This window comes from Psychrobacillus sp. FSL H8-0484 (genome assembly GCF_038005325.1).
GTDB lineage: Bacteria > Bacillota > Bacilli > Bacillales_A > Planococcaceae > Psychrobacillus.
Window position 1 is genome coordinate 1561155 of sequence record NZ_JBBOSZ010000001.1, and the last position, 15711, is coordinate 1576865.

17 protein-coding genes and 1 pseudogene are annotated in these 15711 nt (G+C 35.2%); 14 read left to right on the forward strand and 4 right to left on the reverse strand.

The window, feature by feature from the left end:
- The first annotated feature begins 70 nt into the window (after positions 1-70).
- From panB to MHH81_RS07335, 10 genes are all read left to right on the forward strand, one after another.
- Complete coding sequence (gene panB / locus MHH81_RS07290; RefSeq protein WP_340919580.1) at positions 71-928, forward strand: 3-methyl-2-oxobutanoate hydroxymethyltransferase; 858 nt, start codon at positions 71-73, stop codon at positions 926-928.
- Entirely contained in the window at positions 903-1748 is an 846-nt protein-coding gene (gene panC / locus MHH81_RS07295) for a pantoate--beta-alanine ligase (RefSeq protein ID WP_340919582.1), read from the forward strand. The genes panB and panC overlap by 26 nt, the downstream gene beginning before the upstream one ends.
- Before the next feature lie 4 nt (positions 1749-1752).
- On the forward strand, positions 1753-2136 hold the full coding sequence (panD, locus tag MHH81_RS07300) for an aspartate 1-decarboxylase (protein ID WP_340919585.1): 384 nt from the start codon (positions 1753-1755) through the stop codon (positions 2134-2136).
- Positions 2137-2588: 452 nt separating this feature from the next.
- Positions 2589-5336, forward strand: coding sequence for an ATP-dependent DNA helicase DinG (gene dinG, locus MHH81_RS07305; RefSeq protein ID WP_340919587.1), 2748 nt, complete (start codon positions 2589-2591; stop codon positions 5334-5336).
- A gap of 28 nt (positions 5337-5364) precedes the next feature.
- On the forward strand, positions 5365-5535 hold the full coding sequence (locus tag MHH81_RS07310; protein ID WP_340919588.1) for a YpmA family protein: 171 nt from the start codon (positions 5365-5367) through the stop codon (positions 5533-5535).
- Positions 5536-5537: 2 nt separating this feature from the next.
- Entirely contained in the window at positions 5538-6026 is a 489-nt protein-coding gene (locus tag MHH81_RS07315) for a cell wall elongation regulator TseB-like domain-containing protein (protein WP_340919591.1), read from the forward strand.
- A 15-nt stretch (positions 6027-6041) separates the two neighbouring features.
- Positions 6042-7337, forward strand: coding sequence for an asparagine--tRNA ligase (asnS, locus tag MHH81_RS07320; RefSeq protein WP_340919594.1), 1296 nt, complete (start codon positions 6042-6044; stop codon positions 7335-7337).
- A gap of 46 nt (positions 7338-7383) precedes the next feature.
- A complete protein-coding gene (locus tag MHH81_RS07325) occupies positions 7384-8094 on the forward strand; it encodes a DnaD domain-containing protein (protein ID WP_340919597.1) in 711 nt (236 codons plus the stop codon).
- Between the two features lie 8 nt (positions 8095-8102).
- On the forward strand, positions 8103-8759 hold the full coding sequence (nth, locus tag MHH81_RS07330) for an endonuclease III (RefSeq protein ID WP_340919599.1): 657 nt from the start codon (positions 8103-8105) through the stop codon (positions 8757-8759).
- On the forward strand, positions 8746-9051 hold the full coding sequence (locus MHH81_RS07335) for a YpoC family protein (protein WP_340919601.1): 306 nt from the start codon (positions 8746-8748) through the stop codon (positions 9049-9051). Before nth ends, MHH81_RS07335 begins: the two co-directional genes overlap by 14 nt.
- A 278-nt stretch (positions 9052-9329) precedes the next feature.
- On the opposite strand, the gene MHH81_RS07340 is transcribed toward MHH81_RS07335, so the two are convergent.
- From MHH81_RS07340 to MHH81_RS21305, 3 genes and pseudogenes are all read right to left on the reverse strand, one after another.
- On the reverse strand, positions 9330-9539 hold the full coding sequence (locus MHH81_RS07340) for a helix-turn-helix transcriptional regulator (protein WP_340919604.1): 210 nt from the start codon (positions 9537-9539) through the stop codon (positions 9330-9332).
- A 1-nt stretch (position 9540) separates the two neighbouring features.
- Complete coding sequence (locus MHH81_RS07345) at positions 9541-9858, reverse strand: DUF6442 family protein (RefSeq protein ID WP_340919608.1); 318 nt, start codon at positions 9856-9858, stop codon at positions 9541-9543.
- 231 nt (positions 9859-10089) lie between these two features.
- A pseudogene (locus MHH81_RS21305) lies at positions 10090-10190 on the reverse strand (IS1595 family transposase); the annotation flags it as partial.
- 322 nt (positions 10191-10512) lie between these two features.
- Between MHH81_RS21305 and MHH81_RS07355 the strand changes: the two are divergent.
- On the forward strand, positions 10513-11073 hold the full coding sequence (locus tag MHH81_RS07355; protein ID WP_340919610.1) for a hypothetical protein: 561 nt from the start codon (positions 10513-10515) through the stop codon (positions 11071-11073).
- Between the two features lie 527 nt (positions 11074-11600).
- Here MHH81_RS07355 and MHH81_RS07360 read toward each other — a convergent pair.
- Positions 11601-13055, reverse strand: a complete 1455-nt coding sequence (locus tag MHH81_RS07360) for a PQQ-dependent sugar dehydrogenase (protein ID WP_340919612.1) — start codon at positions 13053-13055, stop codon at positions 11601-11603.
- A gap of 803 nt (positions 13056-13858) precedes the next feature.
- Here MHH81_RS07360 and MHH81_RS07365 point away from each other — a divergent pair.
- The 3 genes from MHH81_RS07365 to MHH81_RS07375 all read left to right on the forward strand — a co-directional run bounded on the left by MHH81_RS07365 (position 13859) and on the right by MHH81_RS07375 (position 15447).
- Positions 13859-14035, forward strand: coding sequence for a hypothetical protein (locus MHH81_RS07365; protein ID WP_340919616.1), 177 nt, complete (start codon positions 13859-13861; stop codon positions 14033-14035).
- Between the two features lie 194 nt (positions 14036-14229).
- Positions 14230-14694, forward strand: coding sequence for a GNAT family N-acetyltransferase (locus MHH81_RS07370; protein WP_340919618.1), 465 nt, complete (start codon positions 14230-14232; stop codon positions 14692-14694).
- 69 nt (positions 14695-14763) lie between these two features.
- On the forward strand, positions 14764-15447 hold the full coding sequence (locus MHH81_RS07375) for an MFS transporter (RefSeq protein WP_340925167.1): 684 nt from the start codon (positions 14764-14766) through the stop codon (positions 15445-15447).
- Positions 15448-15711: the final 264 nt, after the last annotated feature.

Here is a 15711-nt window from a genome sequence, read left to right on the forward strand (position 1 = left end):
TTCTGTCCATAACTGGATTTGAAGGGCTTTATATTTGGTTTTCTCTTCACTTAATATGAGGAGGGATTTTTTGAAAACGACAAGTAATTTCTTGAACATGAAGAAGAACAACGAAAAGATTACCATGATGACAGCGTATGATTTTCCAACAGCTAAGTTTGCAGAAGATGCAGAAATTGATATGGTGTTAGTCGGAGATTCAGTAGGAATGGTCGTCCTTGGTTACGACTCTACAGTACTTGTAACAATGGAGGATATGATTCATCACGGAAAAGCTGCTAGGAGAGGTGCACCAAACACCTTTTTAGTAGTAGATATGCCTTTTGGCACATACCACGGATCAGTTGATCAATCGCTTGCAAATGCTGTGAGAATCATGCAACAAACAGGTGCTCAATCGGTCAAACTTGAAGGTGCTGATGATGTGCTACCTGTTATTGAAAAGTTGACATCTGCTGGAATTCCAGTTGTTGCTCATCTTGGCTTGTTGCCACAATCTGCTGGTGTACTTGGTGGTTATAAAGTCCAAGGTAAAACGACAGAAGCTGCAGAAAAATTAATAGAAGATGCCAAAAAATGCGAACAAGCAGGTGCTTGTGCACTTGTATTAGAGTGTATACCCTATCAGCTTACTGAAAAAATTTCCGAAGCCCTAACAATACCTACCATTGGAATTGGAGCAGGAGCTACTGCAGATGGTCAAGTATTAGTGTTCCACGACATGGTGAAATACGGTACACATCACATTCCTAAATTTGTAAAAGAATTTGCAAACGTTGGTGTTCCAATTATTGATGGTATTAAACAGTATGTAGAAGAGGTAAAGAGTGGTGTCTTCCCAGCGCTTGAGCACTCATTTACGATGAAGGAAGAGCAACTAAACCAATTGTACGGAGGCAATCATGCAAACAGTTCAAACAATCAATGAGTTAAAGCATATTATTGAGGTAAATAAAGAGAAAACAATTGGGTTTATTCCTACAATGGGATACTTACATGAAGGACATCAAGCATTATTAAATAAAGCTAGAGAAGAAAATGATTTCATTGTAGCAAGTGTTTTCGTGAATCCTGCCCAATTTGGACCAAATGAAGATTTAGATCGATATCCAAGAAATATAGAACGTGATACAAAACTAGCTACTGAAGCGGGAGTAGATGTACTCTTTGTTCCGACTCCAGAAGAAATGTATCCATTTGAAAGCGGTATTACGATCCAAGTAGGAGAGCTTTCGACGAAATTATGTGGAGAAAGTAGACCAGGTCATTTTGATGGAGTTTTAAAAGTTATTACGAAGCTCTTCAATCTCGTTCAACCAACTAAAGCATACTTTGGGCAAAAGGACGCGCAGCAGCTAGCAATTATTGATACATTTGTAAATGCATATAATTTTCCGGTACAGATTGTACGAGTTCCAACAGTTCGTGAAGCGGATGGACTTGCAAAAAGTTCTCGAAATGTCTTTTTAAGTCAACAAGAACGAGCGCAAGCGGTTCATTTATACAAAGCTTTACAACTAGCTACAGAGACATGGAAGCAATCAAAAAATGTAGAAGAAGCAATTGCAAAAGGAAAAGCGCATATTGTAGAAAATACGTCTGGGAAAATAGACTATTTTGCAGTATTAACCTACCCAACATTACAACTTGTTTCGGAACAAACCGATCAACTTTTATTTGCAACAGCTGTATTTTTTGAAAAAGCTCGTTTAATAGATAATATTTTAGTAGAAACAAAGGAAGTGTGACGGAATGTTAAGAATGATGTTAAACGCAAAGATTCATCGTGCAGTAGTCACGGAAGCGGATTTAAATTATGTAGGAAGTATTACAATTGACCAAAATATTTTAGATGAAGTTGGTATGTTACCAAATGAAAAAGTGCATATCGTCAATAATAACAATGGTGCTCGTTTTGAAACCTATATTATTGCGGGAGAACGTGGCAGTGGCGTAATTTGTGTGAATGGTGCAGCAGCACGTCTTGTGCAACGTGGGGATATAGTTATTATATTATCGTATGCGTATGTAATGAATGAAGAAGTGAAAACACATCAACCAACTGTTGCCATTATGAATCCAGACAACACAATAAATCAAATTATTCATTATGAACCGGAAGCAACTGTCATGTAAGAACTTTTCTAAATGGGCTGTCCAACAAGCCCATAAATTGAAGCAGGTGTAGAAAAACGACTCTCTTTTTCTACACCTGTTTTTTGTATACTTTTTATTAAACTACTATTTTTTGTAGGCAATTGATTGTAGTGAAAGACGGCGACTCCAGCGGGAATAGCAGATGTTTTCTGCACCGAAAGCGAAGTGGCAGGTGCATGAAGTGAAGGCCCCGCAGGAGCGAAAGCGACGAGGAGACTGAAGCCATGCCCGCGGAGAGCGTCCGTCTAGAACGGAAATCAATACAATGGAAAAGGGACCATCTATCAGTCATTATATGACTTTAAGGACATCCCCTTTTCTATTTAGCATATTTTTCGTTTCTATTTAAGGAATGTGGTACAATTTTTTATAAAGATGCAAAAAAAGAGAGAATTACCAAGCTAATTATAATGACTGTGAGTTGAAGAAAGATGGAAAATCATAAATATGCAGTTGTCGATATTGAAACAACAGGCCATTCATCTTCCAATGGTGACCGTATTATTCAACTTGCAATAGTGTTTATTGAAAACAGCAAAATAGTGAATACTTTTTCTACATTTGTTAATCCAGAAAAGCCGATTCCATTTTTTATTCAAGATTTAACGAAAATTAAAGACGTCGATGTGCAAAATGCTCCGCGATTTGAAGAAATCGGTCCAGAAATTTTGGATTTACTGCAAGATCATATTTTTGTTGCACATAATATTCATTTTGATCTTTCGTTTCTACAGAAAGAATTAATACGAGTAGGGCTACCAAAGTTGATTTGCAAAACTATGGACACAGTTGAATTTGCCAAGCTAATGTTTCCAAATGTATATAGTTACAAACTGCAGGATATTGCTACAGAATTGCATATAGAATTACAATCCGCTCATCGAGCAGACGATGATGCATTAGCTACTGCACACTTATTGTTAAAATGCATTGAGCAGCTTTTAAGTCTGCCTCTAAAAACGATAGAACTATTACATAAAAGATCTTTTCAGTTAAAGTCTAATTTGTCGATCCTATTCTTTGATGTCTTAACAAAAAAGAGAAAAGAAGTGGAGTCGAATGATTTTCCACTTTATCGAGGGATACCCATCAAAGAAATAGTAGAAAGCAATCTGTATCCATCGTCCATACCGTACCCTTCCACAAAAGAATTAAAAAAAGAATTATTTCAAAAAGGTTTTTCCCGTTTTGAAGAAAGATATGGTCAGTTTGAATTAATGGACGAAATTCATCATGCGCTAGAAAGACAAACAGAAATAGTTTGCGAAGCGGAAACCGGCATTGGGAAAACATTAGGCTATTTGCTACCAACTGCGATTTATGGGTTAGATCGTCAAAAACCTATTATTATTAGTACATATACAACCCATTTAATTGATCAGTTAGTGTTAGAAGAAATTCCAAAATTAAATGAAATTTTAGGTACTGAAACGCGTGTAGCGAAATTAAAGGGGATGCACCATTATATTGATTTGTATCGCTTTTGGCAACATCTTCAGCTGGAAGATGAGTCCTATGATGAAACATTTACAGTGATGCAAATATTAGTATGGCTAACGATGACGGAGGAAGGGGACTTAACAGAATTAAACGTTTCTGGTGGAGGTCAATTATTCGTCGATAAAATTAGAAGAACCGCACAGTCGAAGTTAAGGGAAGTTGGAGACTTTGACTTTTATAAACGAGCTGTTCGCAAAAGTGAAAAATGTGATATTTTAGTAACAAATCATGCGATGGTTCTAGCAGACAAAGAAAGAGAAAATAAACTCTTATCGCATGGTTGTGCAGTCATAATTGATGAAGCTCACCAACTAATTCATGCAAGTATGTCTCGTAAAGAACGTATTTTTTCCTATACAAATTGGAAGTATGCATTAGGTCAGTTTGGTACGTTAGATACAGATCAATTACTAGGTAAACTTGCATTACTAAGAATACCATTAGCTTTGCAATTAAGACTGGAAAAACAGTTTGTAGACGTTGTATGTACATTTGATCGAGCAGTTTCTTATATTATTTCATCTATTCAACATTTAGGTGCTCATTCAAAAAGTACTAAACGAATGGTAGCGTTAGAAGGGTTGAATTTAGATAGTTCTATTTTCCGTTCAGTTGCCACGTCTATTCAAACGTATGTATTATCTGCTAAATCGATTATTGATTCTTACTCAAAGAATGTAGAAGAAGAACTAACACCTATTTTGTTAAACGAGTGGGAATATTGGTTAAGAGAGCTAGAGATTAAAGTTAGTGAATGGGATGAAATATTTTTGCAAGATGAGGCAGTAGAAGCGAAATGGTTAGAAATTGATAAGAGAAGTATACCTGGTAGCTTAACAATTATTAAAAGACCATTAAACTATCAGGAAGATATAAATGATGCAATGGCACCACTAAGAGAGGCTGGAGCAGTCATTTGGACCTCTGGAACGCTAACGGTACCATCAAATAAACATTTTATCACTGCTCAACTTGGATTAAGTCCTCAAATTCCGATACATCAGTTTAAAGTTGCGTCTAACTATTATAATGGAGCAGAACTTTTAATAGTGGAAGATATGCCCGATATTCAACATGTATCTCAGAATGATTATATTGAATCAGTAGCTGAGGCGATTGTACAGACAGTGCTTGTGTCTGAAGGCAGATGCTTTGTTTTATTTACATCACAAGATATGCTTCGGAAAACAGTTGATTTAATTCAAGACACAAATTTACTAGAAGATTATATGTTATTTGCACAAGGCATGACTTCTGGAAGTAGAATGCGCTTATTGAAATCATTTCAACGCTTTTCAAAATCGGTGCTTTTTGGGACGAATAGCTTTTGGGAAGGTGTGGATGTACCGGGAGATGCCCTTTCGGTCATTATTATGGTTCGTTTACCATTTTCATCTCCAGACGACCCATTATTTAAAAAGAGGGCAGAACTCTTAACAAAAAATGGCCTAAATCCATTTTCAAATTATTCACTCCCAGAAGCGGTCCTCCGATTTAGACAAGGATTCGGTCGTTTAATACGCTCATCTACCGATAAAGGAGTTTTTATCGTATTAGATAGAAGAATTGAAACGAAGTCATATGGAAGTGACTTTTTACAGGCAATTCCTAATATTCCAGTAAAGAAAGTATCGTTAGAAAATATGGTTTTAGAGCTAGAAAATTGGTATACTAATTGAGGATTAGTTTTAGAAAGCGGGTAGAAATATGGAAAACAAAATTGATGTGCTGTCAACCGTCACAGTCAATTACCAATCGGACTTGTATAAATTAGTTGACGTACTAAATCGAACATTAAAAGAGCGAGATTTAATGTTCGGACTAGCGCTAGATAAAGACGACCAAGAAAAAGCTGTTTTTACGATTTATAGGACTTAACAATGATACTTAAAAGATGGCTATTATTTCTTGTTGTTTTTGCTGTTAGTTTAACAGTTATTCTCAGTCTACTAATTTACTTTCAAGCAAAAGCACCGTTTAAAGATGCTAATAAATCAGCCGAAACCTATGTAACCGAAAACAATTTATTAGCACAGGTAGAAGATGCTTATGTATATAACAGTTCTACTACATTCCACACCATCATTGGTAAGACGGCAAAGGGTGAGGAAAAAGCATTTTTCATTCCTGAAAAAGAAAACGATGATGCAATTATGGAAGTGAAGTTACAAGATGGAATATCGAAAGAGCAAGCAATCCAACTAGCGATGGAAGATGAAACAAATAGTAAATTATTGCATGCAAAACTTGGTGTAGAAGAAGTAGGGCCAGTTTGGGAAATAACGTATGTCAATGAAACAAACAAACTTAATTACGTCTATCTATTATTTGATAATGGAGATTGGTGGAAGCGAATTTCAAACTTATAAACCTAGGAGGATAACATGAAAAAAATTATGATTAAAGACATGGCAAGTCATGTTGGAGAAACAGTAAAACTTGGTGCATGGCTTGCAAATAAACGTTCAAGCGGTAAAATTGCATTCTTACAGCTTCGTGATGGTTCTGGTTTTGTACAAGGAGTTGTTGTCAAAGAAGAGGTTGGAGAAGAAATTTTCCAAACTGCTAAAGGTATGACGCAAGAAACATCCATGTATATCATTGGTGAAGTATTAAAAGATGATCGCTCTTCATTTGGTTATGAAATACAAGTAAAAGAAATAGAAGTGATTCATGCAGCAGTTGATTTTCCAATTACACCTAAAGAACATGGTACTGAATTTTTGATGGATAACCGTCATTTATGGCTTCGTTCAAGAAAACAACATGCTATTATGAAAATTCGTAACGAAATTATACGTGCTACATATGAATTCTTCAACGAAAATGGTTTCGTTAAAATGGATCCACCAATCTTAACAGGATCAGCACCAGAAGGAACTTCAGAATTATTCCATACAAAATATTTTGATGAGGATGCATTTCTTTCTCAATCAGGTCAATTGTATATGGAAGCAGCAGCAATGGCTTTAGGAAAAGTATTTTCATTTGGACCTACTTTCCGTGCGGAAAAATCCAAAACTCGTCGTCACTTAATTGAATTTTGGATGATTGAGCCAGAAATGGCATTCGTAGAATTCGAAGAAAACTTAGAAGTACAAGAGCAATATGTAGAATATATTGCACAAGCTGTATTGAAAAACTGCACATTGGAATTAGAGCGTCTAGATCGCGATGTTTCTAAACTTGAAAATATTAAAGCGCCATTCCCACGTGTTTCATACGATGATGCAATCAAGTTTTTACATGAAAAAGGATTTGATGACATTAAGTGGGGCGATGACTTTGGTTCTCCACATGAAACAGCAATTGCGGAAGCATATGACAAGCCAGTTTTTATCACACATTACCCATTAGGTATTAAACCATTCTATATGCAACCACATCCACACAGAGATGATGTTGTATTATGTGCAGATTTAATCGCACCAGAAGGGTATGGAGAAATCATTGGTGGATCTGAGCGTATTCATGATTATGATTTATTAAAACAACGTTTAGCAGAACATGGCCTAGATGAATCCTCATATGCTTGGTATTTGGAACTTCGTAAACAAGGTTCCGTACCACACTCTGGATTTGGATTAGGATTAGAGCGAACTGTAGCATGGCTAAGTGGAGCAGAGCATGTACGTGAATCGATTCCATTCCCACGTTTATTGAACCGTTTATATCCGTAATCAGTAAATAATTTAAAAGTAATATAATAAGAAAGGGAGTACGAGTATGCAAAAGCGAGATCGTCTCCGTATCTGGACTGAGCAGGGAAATGTAACCATTTCCCAGCTTTTTTTTAGCCATTATAAAGCCATTAATGTTAAAGATGAGGAAGCTATTCTCTTATTGCATTTATTTGCTTATGGAGAAGCAGGAAATCATTTTCCGACACCACAAAATTTAGTGGACCGTACACATTTCAATGAAAATAAAGTAGTGACTATTTTACAGCGTCTTGTGCAAAAAGGTTTAATTCAAATCGAGCAGCATAAAGATCCAAATGGTGTTCTCTATGAATACTATGCTTTTAATCATCTATGGGAGTTGCTTGTAGATTGTGTCGAGCAACAAGAAAATAGTATGCAGGACGAGCAAGTTCGGGTCCAAGAAGGCGAAATTTATAAATTGTTTGAACAAGAATTTGGTCGACTATTGTCACCAATGGAATATGAAACTATTGGTATGTGGTTTGACCAAGACCAGCATTCTGCTTCCTTAATTCGGTTAGCATTAAAAGAAGCGGTGTTATCACAGAAGCTCAGTTTACGATATATCGACCGTATTTTATTCGAATGGAAAAAGAAAAATATTAAAACCGTTGAAGCAGCTGAAAATCAAACAGCTCAATTTAGACAACATATTCCAGCCCAAAAATCAGCTGAGCCACAATCGGGTTCAGCGAAAGTGCCTTTTTATAACTGGTTAGAAGAAAGAGAGTAGGTGAAAAGATGCTTACGAAAGCACAATGGCAATATTGCCTAGATGAGATGGAACGAATGTTTCCAGATGCTCATTGTGAGCTAGTGCATGAAAACCCTTTCGAATTATTAGTAGCTACTTTATTGTCTGCACAGTGTACTGATGTATTAGTAAATAAAGTAACAAAAGACTTATTTCAAAAATATAAGAAGCCAGAAGATTACTTAGCAGTATCCATCGAAGAATTACAAAATGACATTCGTTCGATTGGTCTATATCGCAATAAAGCTAAAAACATACAAGCATTGAGTAAACAATTAATAGAATTGTACGATGGGGTAGTTCCACCTAACCGCGATTTGCTTACGACTTTTCCTGGAGTAGGGCGAAAGACCGCAAACGTGGTAGTTTCTGTCGCTTTCGATATTCCTGCAATCGCGGTGGATACACATGTAGAACGAGTATCCAAACGTTTAGGGCTTTGTAGATGGAAGGATTCCGTGCTCCAAGTGGAAGAAACGTTAATGAAAAAGACACCAATGGAACTATGGTCCAAAGCACATCATCAACTTATTTTCTTCGGTCGTTATCATTGCAAAGCACAGAACCCGAATTGTCCGACCTGTCCACTATTGTCAGTTTGTAGAGAAGGTAAGAAAAGGATGAATAAAATTGCCCAAGCTTGATCACGATAATTTTCAACAAGACTTCGATGATTGGATAGAAATTAGGGTACAATTAACTGATCTTTTCAAAGATAAGCGAAAACCTACGACAGAATTAATGGAGAATGGTATCGTTCTGCTAGCAAATGTTTTAGAAAAAGCAGAAGGAGCAGACCCACTAAATTTTGAGGAGCGATTTGCATTTATCAAAAAAAATAGACATAGCTATGCAGCATTTCGCCAATTAGACGAGCTTTTTAATGAAACTAAAAAGAAAATTGCACGTCTTCGCGTTATGGAAACCCAAAAATAGAAGAATTAATGCTTTCTTGAACAATATAAAAAGCGAGTCGTCCTAAGAGCAGGACAGCTCGCTTTTTCTAATGAGTATGAGAGGCTATATCACTCAGTGAATGGCCAGATTCCAGCACTTATTGTACATTCTCGAAAATGGATATACATATTTACTTTGTTTCTCATTGTTTTCGGATCTTGTTTCCTTTTTTAGTTTTAGGCTCTGTTTAACTTGATTTTTGATTTTCTTCAAAATAAAAAGCGTATTCGATTGTTGCTTCGAGTACGCTTACTTAATCAATTAAAATAGAAAAGTTCTTCAAATTTTTTATCCAATGCGATGCATAAAATTAATGCTAACTTTGCAGTTGGATTAAATTGACCTGTCTCAATTGAACTAATAGTTTGACGAGAGACACCAACTAATTTAGCTAATTCAGTTTGAGATAAATGTTTTTCGACTCTGGCAACTTTCAAGTTATTCTTTAGATTTAATTCTTCTTTCATATTACAGTACCTCAATTACATAGAAACCAATTAAAAACAATGTAATTAAACCGTAAATAACACCTGTTGTTAAGAAGAATTTCTTTTCTGGAATTCGTCGGTATTTATAAATGGAAACGATTGTTAAATGTGCAGTTAAAATTGATAATATATCTGCGATAGGTTGCTTCATTGTTCCTTTAAAAACGATAAACAAAATAAGAAGAATGGTAATGCCAATATATCCTGTTAAACCTGATTCACTATCTATTTTTTCTTCTCTTTCATCCATATACACATTTTCTTTCCGACTTTTAGCTAAAATTTCATCTTTATTCATTGTATCATCACCTCCATATTGATTGTAAACAAAACTTGTCAAAGTGTCAATAAAACTTGTCGTTAATTTGTAATATATTCCTTTTTAAAGGGAATATAAAAAAAGATTAAGCTGAAAATTTATTTTTGCAAATAGATGTATTAGTTTCATTCGTTGGGTACAAGCAACTTTCAACCGCAAATGTGCGAATACTTCGTTCATCTGTATCAAATGAAATTGAGTCCAAGAACAAAACCACGCCAAATAATGTTGCAGATATTTCGTTGCAACACCTTTATATCGCATTATCCATTGTTTTAAACGTTGGTGATAGTTTGTTTACATTCTGGATGATAGATGCCTTTTGTTCTTTCTGTACCTGTTTTAAAACGATAGTGCGTAAACCCTTTATCATTCGCATACGTTTTAAATGCTCTCCAAGCATCTGTGAATATCACTGTTGAAGGGGTTAATTTTAGTTCAATAAGCTAAAGTAAAAAAATAAAATGGTGTGTCTGTTAAGTATTGAAAAGGTTATTTAAAAAAGTAATAAAATATCAATAGTAAAAATACTATTTTTATAAGAAGTTCTAATGAAAAAAAGAAACTTTTTTTGTTTGTTGGAGGACGTTGCGTTGTATTGTATCTAATAACCGTTTTGAATGAGGTGGACCGATGTGTTTTTTAAAATCAATTTCAGATGAGGTTCGATTTGCCCAATTAGAATTTCGTAAACATACAAAATCGAAGAGGCTTGTTTTAGGATCTTTTCTCGCCTGTTTGGCTGCTGTACTTCAGGCAGCTGGTGGCTTTTTACCAGGGATCGGATATTTTATCAGCCCATTTGCTACTTTACCCATTTTGATTGGTGCAATGTTTTCCCTTCAGATTGGAGTGATGTCTTATTTTCTTACCATCCTGTTGCTATTCATACTGTTTCCAAGTGAACTAGTCATTTTTCCTTTTACAACAGGGTTGTTAGGGATTGGTATAGGTGCAGCTTTTTCCTTTTTCAAGAAGAGATTAAGCATTATTTTTATTGGTGCCATACTCTTAACGTTAGGTAGTATGAGTCTACTATATGTTTTCCACTTTCCGGTACTTGGTCCAACCGTATCTGATTCCTATTCATTCCTTACAGCAGGAAGTATTTTTGTATTTTCTTTCCTTTATAACTGGTTATGGGTTGAGCTGGCTTTATTCTTCCTTAAAAAATTAAAGACCGTTATAACTTAGTGACTCTCCAAATCACCCCAGTATTTGGAACGGTATAGATTTTTGTACCGAGAAGAGTCATCGTTGAAATCGAAGCCTATAATCGCCGTATGTGGGGCAAATGTAACAACCAGTTTAGGCGGTTGCATAGGATGCTGGGCAAGTAAAAACGATGGCTGTAGTTTTCCTTCCGGTTTAAAGTGTGGATTTGTGATTGGGAGACCACCCGGATAATCCGTTCAACCATACTACATTCCTTATCTAATCCAATGAAACTCATCAGGAAAATTCTCGACAGGCCTGCTGCCGCGGAATATAACTTCTTCAGAGACTGCGAGTTATCTTACAAGTAAAAGCAACATGATATCCGTTCTAATGTAAGAGAAATACAAATATTCCGGATGAAATCAAGGTGTTCAGCTTTTAAATACCCGGAAAAATAAACAAACAAGGGAGCCTGATTGCTCTCTTGTTTGTTTTATTTTTCGATTCAATTAAATCCAAGAAAGAGATTCATCTGGTATTAAGTCGAATTTAATAGTTATGAATCATGGAACAATTTCAAAAATAGTACCTTGGTTAAAATCAGTCACGTTCATAGAGCCATAAACCCCTAAATATAGTCTGGTTTGATTCAGATTCGTTCCCAAACTAACATAAAAAGCTGATTGAGACCCAAAATTATAATCGGTTTCAATAACACTAAAATCATTTAATTTACAATCTGGACTTACCTTGGTACAAGCTAAAACCCCTCTAACCGGTGGTTGAGATCCTTCATCCCGGGCAAAATCGGTAAACACAACGCTGCCCTTTAAATCGGGAATTCCATTTCCCATATAGGCTTGCACTCCTGTAAGTGCAGTACCTCCAAACTTATCAGGTCGGGGATCCTTATGAAAATAACTAGTCAGAGGCTGAAGACGTAACACTGAAGTTTTTACTGCATCATTGTAATATGCAATTGTTTTCTCCTCCAAAGTCGGATTTGCAGAGCAGCCCCTTATAATGGAAGCAGGAAAAGCACCTTCCCACCCTCGCCAGCCAAAGTTAATAAATCCTTCTTGGTCAGGTTCGGATTTCATTAAAGAAGCTTGAATAAGTTGAGTAACCGGTATTGGTTTATAATGAACGAATGAAAAAATCGACTCTACTAAATCCTGTCCGACATTTCCCACATATTTGATATACTGATTATCAAACCTTTGAAATGAAATACCGGGTATATTACGAACTCCTTTGGCAATTACCGTAAGTGTTTCCTGAATAGGTGCGGGAAGTTCATTAAAACGTGTGACTACGGGTGGATTACCGATAAATGTATTCTTAGCTACATCAATTTCAATTATTTTACCGGCGATTTCCATATCATCCTGGCTTAAATTAAATGGATCATAGCCTGATCCACCATCTCCGGTTGTTAAAACAAGTTTTCCTGTTTCAGGTGAAAAGTTTAAGCTATTGACACCATTATGATTAAAAAATGGTCTTTTTAAGTTAAGTAATGCCCGCCGTTTTTGAGGTTGACCATTCGATTGTAAAATCCATTCTTCAACTGTATCAATATGATCAAATTGAGTTTCTCTATTAATCCACTTTAGGTTTAAGGTTCTGGGGTCACACGGATTAGGCTGAAAAAATTCAGGAAGACCATCTTGGCCTCGTCCTGCAGCTTCTGAATTAGGAAGAGCACCTGGACCTTGTGTACCAGCTACAGAATAATGAAGATAAAACAGACCGTTATAATGAAATTCGGGATGAAACGCTAGCCCTATCAATCCTCGTTCATCATATCCACCACCAGAAACACCTAGTTTTATGATTCGCGGGCGAATATCTAAAAAAGTCCTTATAACTCCGTTTCCAATGTAAAAGATCTCTCCTACCTGGGTTGCAATAAATAATCTTTCGATTGAGTCACCCGGAACTATAGTCGTTTTCAAAACAGTGGGTAAATTTATTTTATTTACAATGGGCCGTAAACTAACCTTAACTTTTATCAACTAACTTTAGACTCCTTCTTATTGTTTTCTTTTTTATGAATATGATTAGAACTGTTCTATTAGTACCAAAGTAGGGCCGGAGAATCTGACAAGGCATTGCACCATTTTCCGCACCAACGTCGGAAGAATCCAGGGCGGTCATTGGGGACGTATTTGTTTTTGCACATTATATTGACAAATTGATCATTTGATGTTTTATAAAGCAAGGGAGGAAGCAAGACTTCTAGCTAGTTTTGAAACAATTGAACTGACTGAACATTCTATTTATAATATAAAATTAAAAATTGAAAGCTATCCTTTAAATAAGGTTATAACTATAAAAACATAAATGTCACCTCGAGATAGGGAAGAGGGATAAAAAATAGCCCCTTTTTGATCAATCTTTTTTCAAAATAGGGGCTATGATTTTCTATTAGAATCAGCATTTGTAGCTGTATTTTAATCAATTTTTATTCCAAACCAACACCTCTTTGTTAGAATTAGCAGGGAACAAAACGTAGAAAAGGATGTAGTGCCCGAAATTGTATCTTCCTTCGGACACTAACATAATTAATAGAAAAGCGGCCATTCTTTTATTTTTAGGCTATGTTAAAGGAAAAGGTTGATTTATCGTAAAATGGTATGATGACGCCTTCCCTACATTTAATAAAATATACTTCTCCTAAACTGGATATTTATGTCAAAATTTGAATTAGTTTGTGAAGGAATGTACTTAAACTAACGATGCAGTTTAGTTCAAGAAGGAGTATCGGACTTGTTAAAGAATTAGTAATAGAGAGATAAGGAATTTGGGAGGGGAAATATTGAAATTGCTGTATCTATTTATTGTCTGGGTTCTTGTTCTGTTTATTGAGGTATTTTGGCTATACGTTGATTACACTACCGAAGCTGATTACAGAGAGATTATTTATGTAGTGCTATTTATTTCCATAATCGTAGGGATTACTGGATTAAACTTGTTTAAAAATACTGCAAAATGAATTATTAGTTTTACACTAACGAGTGCTTTACTTCAAGAAGGGAGTAAAGACTTTTTCCTTATTAAGCTAACGGGGCAGGTTAGCTTAATAAATATCAGATTTTGAATAGTTAATTCTAAATTTAGAAATATGTTATTATTTCACATAAGAGTATATTGCTTTAAATAATTTTAAAAGAACTTTGGAGGAACAATATGAATATAAAGTTAGCTACGCTAGAGCAAGTTAATCAAATAGAAATTTTATATCAAGAGCTTTTTTTAAAAATGTCAAACTTTCAGCCCAAATATATAAAGCCTGCAAAGCAGGATTTAGAGTTTATAAGGAAAACAATCAATGAAAAGGATTCGGATATTTTATTAGCTGAAATTGATAACTGTACTATAGGTTTTTTACTTATTCAAGAACTAATCACACCATCATATACGTGTTTGGTTGAACATAAATACGCATTTATTCCAGATATAATTGTTGGAACCAAATATCAATCTCAAGGAATTGGTTCAGCTTTGTTATTAGAAGCAAAAAAATGGGCTGAAAATCGAAATTTAGATTACTTAGAGTTGAATGTACTGTCTGAAAATATTGGTGCTATTACTTTATATGAAAAGCAAGGATTTATAGATGTGAGCCATACAATGCGCTATGAATTTAATTGAAAAGACATAGGGAGTATTAGTGTGTTAAGAAACTAATTGGGGTAGGTCACATTACAAAAAATCATCGCTATCTTCTTAACTATGACTTTCATTTTCTCGTTTTTAATAAAAGAAGATGTAAATACAATTCCACAAAAAAAGGGTTCGACAAAAGAGAAATTAAGAGAAGGATTAACCTATGTTTGGAAGATGCCCTTTCTAAAAAATATGCTCTTTATTCTAGTGATTATTAACTTTTTCTTTTTTGGTCCTCTACTTATGGGCATACCACTCATAGTGGATAAAGTGATTTATGGAGTGGCTTTAGATTTAAGCTTCTTACAGAGTTCTTACCAAGGAGGGATGCTCGTTGGGGCAATAATTGTCGGGATACTTAACTTAAGAAAGAAAAGGGGATTGATCATCCTAATAATGATAACTTTCCTCGGAATTCTCCTGTCCCTACTTGGTCAAATCGGATTTCTTTGGCAAGGCATTGTCTTGCTTTCAATGATGGGTGTACTTTCATCCATTATTAATGTTTCACTCATTTCAACTATTCAAGAGCAAAGTGATGAAGAAAAAATGGGAAGAGTGATGAGCCTTATTAATGCCTCGTCTAATGGACTTGTTCCTCTCTCCTACGCTTTTGTTTCATTGGCTCTTGTCATGAACCTAACAATCTCAAACATAATGCTTTTATGTGGAATCTTAATCGTGGTCATTTCAGTAATATTTACACTGAATTCAAAAGTAATAAAAGAAGTTAATTGATTTTTTGAAGACATAAGTAAAGGACCAATTAACAAATAGAAGACAGTTAATTGGTTGGGGAAATATTCAAAGAGAAGTTATTAATATTTGATAATGATGGGATCTATAAAGAAAAGAATTTATCAGTTAAAACTGGCTACAAAAAGAGAATAACCCTTTGTTCAACTATCGAGGGTATAGCTTTTTTTTATTCAACTAACGGGTGCTTTAGTTTAATAAGAACAGGACTTGTGTTTATGATTAATTTTCATATATGGAAGTCCT